This is a genomic window from Paludifilum halophilum, from assembly GCF_002245355.1.
In the GTDB taxonomy this organism is placed as follows: Bacteria; Bacillota; Bacilli; order Thermoactinomycetales; family DSM-45169; genus Paludifilum; species Paludifilum halophilum.
The window spans coordinates 1-3,355 of the sequence record NZ_NOWF01000025.1; the positions used below are offsets into that span (position 1 = coordinate 1).

Here is a 3,355-nt window from a genome sequence, read left to right on the forward strand (position 1 = left end):
CCGTCCCACCCAGCCAGGAGCCGGTCCAGTAGGTTAAACCACTGATAATCGCCCACCCAACCAAACCGAAGATCGGCCCTAGAATGAGAGAAAACACCAATAAGGCAGGCAATGAAACCGTATCGCCAACACTTCGCAAAGAAGCTTGTTCCAAGCAAAAAGCGATTCCAAATAAAACAACAAGCAAGATCACAGAACGTTTCGAATTCTTTTCAAGGACTTCACGGATCGTCCTTTGCGGCTGTAACCAAATCTCCCACCATGGGGAGTATGGCAAAAAGGAATCCTCCTTCCCGGATTTTCCTTAAGAAAATTCTTCTAAATTGTATCAGAGGGGAAATTCTCGTTCAACAGTCCTTTTGGACTATATCAGTTATCCTTCTCATTTCCTATTCCTTACATATGGTTATAGGGGGGGCGGCTAAAACCGATTAACGAGATGAGCAAAGGCGAACCTAGATATTTCTATTGACAAAAAAGTAGAGACATGGTCGCTCTTTTGTGGGATGAATAGAGTTTACAAACACATCCACACAGAAGCCAAGACCATGTCTTATACTCCCAATTTGCCAGGGTCTGATCCGCCGCACTGAAGCAACGGTACGACCTTTACGTGTCCAAGCCCACGTCCAAACACTCATCCACTTTATCGATGGGGTCACGCAGAAAGGCTTCTCCGGAACGCCGACCGACGTGTATACGATGAGCCATGAGCGTAGACACGAACGACGTTAAGCCATTTCGCTCCATCGGGGAATATGGGAGGAACAGTCGATGTAGCATCGTCTAAAGCAACACGCGAACTGGCTTCCCCATTCACATGATCTTGGACGATTCCGTTTGCGAGAAAACCAAGCCTTCGTCACGGGGGGCGTCGGCCATTCAACAAGCCGACTTTCATTTCCCCCACGCAAAAGGCGGTACGGTCTGGGGACACCATGTGGTCGTTCTGCTCCTTCGGTGTAGGGATCAGTGTCTTCCATTCGCTTTTCGGCGTTACGACAAGAACGAAGCCAGCAAGTCGCTTTGGCATGCGAACTTCTCGAACTGGGACACCCCGCTTATCTGTTGATGGATTCGTGGTATACATTAGCGAAAATCATTAACGCCTGCCCCCCTCCAAGGATTGCAACTGATCGGGGGCTCGGATCTTGTTTCCTAGGCATTCGAACACCGGCCTCCACTTTTCGCCAGTCACATCCGAAAAGCCGATACCCGCCTCGTGACGGTAGGGAAAGCTTCCTACCGGTTTACCGCTACGAAGAGGCCCTGGACGGCATCGAGAACGTGGTCATGTTGCAGGGGGAAAAACGTTCGGGAACCGTCAAGCTCTCCAGCGTTATCTTTATACGGATGTCTCCCTTCATGGTGAAGAGATCCTGAAATGGCTCATCGTGAGTATAAAGCGTGATTTTGGTTCCTTTGTGTAGGTTCCATCAACTACAGAAGAGTGATGATTTCTTATTTCTCCATCTAATAGTCCACTTCTGCACAATACAAATAGATACCATGGAATTAATCCTCACCTAACGGCCCTTTTCTTCTGCTTTTTTTACTTTTACAGATTGTTCTAGATCAGTAGCTATCTTTTTTAACCATTCAAGTGGTGTCATTCCTATAGCAGGAAAGTAAATACATGCATGTTCTTTTATAAACTCACTCTTTTCCTCTTGAGAAATTTTTAATTCCAAAAATTTTTTTATAAATTTCAAGGTATTATCTAATACGATATAATCAGATTCCCTAATTAATTCTTGAAGAGCTTCTTCAGGTGATTCAATATCCTGGTGAAATTCACTGGCTAGAAAATCAAACATTTCATCCTTTATTTTTTCTTGATCACACATTTTTTAACCTCCTCATATGATATGTTGTCAACCTATTCGTTCCTTTTGACCATCACTACTTATCTGGGGGAAAGAAAAAAAGGATGGACTTTCGTAATGCTCACCCATAAAATGAAAAACATGATCATTTGGATAGTATTTTTTTATTTTTCCTTGAAACTTCTAACCCTTAAGCATCTATTTTGCTACTCTATGTTCAAATAAAGTAGAGGGTGGATGATCAACAAGGCGAAAGCCCAACACCAGATCCGTACACAAAAAGGACATCATTCCTAAGGATTTTTAATATTTATTAGGATACCCAGTGAGTATAAAGTAACCACCTTTACCGTCCTTTTTTAGTACAATAACAGCTCTTTCTTTCATGTCCTGCACTTTATTGGAACCTTTTTCAAATCCTCTACCAAGAACCTCTCCCTTTTTTCCATTATAATTTATTGATACTTTCTCCCTTGAAGGGTTATTCAACCACTTTTTTATTTTATGTTGATTTTTTAAATCCATGATAGCATCATGTGCGACTCGTTCCGCTGTAGCTTCATCTTTAAACCGAGACGCACGAGTAATTTTTTTGTTTGATTTCACTCTTTTAATTAAATCTTGATCATTTACATTAACATGCCTTGAAAGTAAATGCCCGCCCTTACTTTCATGCGCTTTTAGTCCTCCGCCTGGTGCTAACTTCTTCGGGCAAGCACACGCCTTTTTCTTCCCTTTGCTAAGGGCATCATCCAGCTTCCCTTTAGCCTTTTTCCCAAGGGCTAAGGCATCATCCCCGTATTGGGCCACATATTTGCCACCCTTGGCCACTTTTCCTGCCGGGGTGGGAAGGGCCAGCGCCCCGCGTAACAGCCGTTCGCCTACACCGATCTTGTTGCCGTTTTCGTCCACACCGGTGATGGCTGCTTTCGCATCATTGTACCCGGATAATTCCGCCACCACATCTCCGGCGGTCTCCCATCCGCTTTTTTCTTCCTGCGGCGGGGGCTTTTCCTTCGAAGGAGGCGGCGATTGGGACGGCGGTTCGTTCTCCTGTTCGTTGGAGGGTTCATCCGGTGAACCGCTATCAGGAGGTTCTCCATCCGCGGTCTCGTTTCCTTCCCCGGATCCCTCTCCGTTGATCGCCTGCTCTATCTTTTGTTTGAGGATCCCGGCCACTGAATCGCTGGTCAAGGTGGAGTACAGGATTCCGGCCAACAGAGCGGCCGCCGCCAGGATCACCACGTATTCCAGGGTGGAGGCACCTTTTTTATTCCACCATGATGGATTCTCTCTCACATCCGCTCCTCCTCTATGTGACTTTTCCCTTACAGCCATTTCAGATGGTTCAGCGGGTAGACGATAACATCGGCCCGGCCGATGATGGACCGAATCGGAATCGGACCGAACTCCCGACTGTCGGCGCTTTCCAAGCGGTTGTCTCCCAACACAAAGACATGGTCCTTCGGTACCTTTACCGGTCCAAAGTCGTTTATTGAAGGTTGAGTGTAAGGTTCCGCCAGCGGCTT

General features: G+C 46.0%; 4 protein-coding genes. All 4 read right to left on the reverse strand.

All coding sequences use genetic code 11. From position 1 onward, the window contains the following. The coding region (locus tag CHM34_RS18190) for a YIP1 family protein (protein WP_206093841.1) at nucleotides 1-277 on the reverse strand (277 nt) is incomplete at its 3' end. A 1,249-nt stretch (nucleotides 278-1,526) separates the two neighbouring features. After that, on the reverse strand, nucleotides 1,527-1,847 hold the full coding sequence (locus tag CHM34_RS18195) for a contact-dependent growth inhibition system immunity protein (protein WP_094266028.1): 321 nt from the start codon (nucleotides 1,845-1,847) through the stop codon (nucleotides 1,527-1,529). A gap of 282 nt (nucleotides 1,848-2,129) precedes the next feature. Beyond that, nucleotides 2,130-3,164: a DUF4244 domain-containing protein gene (locus CHM34_RS18200; RefSeq protein ID WP_094266029.1), complete on the reverse strand. Its 1,035-nt coding sequence runs from the start codon at nucleotides 3,162-3,164 to the stop codon at nucleotides 2,130-2,132. Further along, the coding region (gene lepB / locus CHM34_RS18205) for a signal peptidase I (RefSeq protein ID WP_141201771.1) at nucleotides 3,155-3,355 on the reverse strand (201 nt) is incomplete at its 5' end. The genes lepB and CHM34_RS18200, both read right to left, overlap by 10 nt.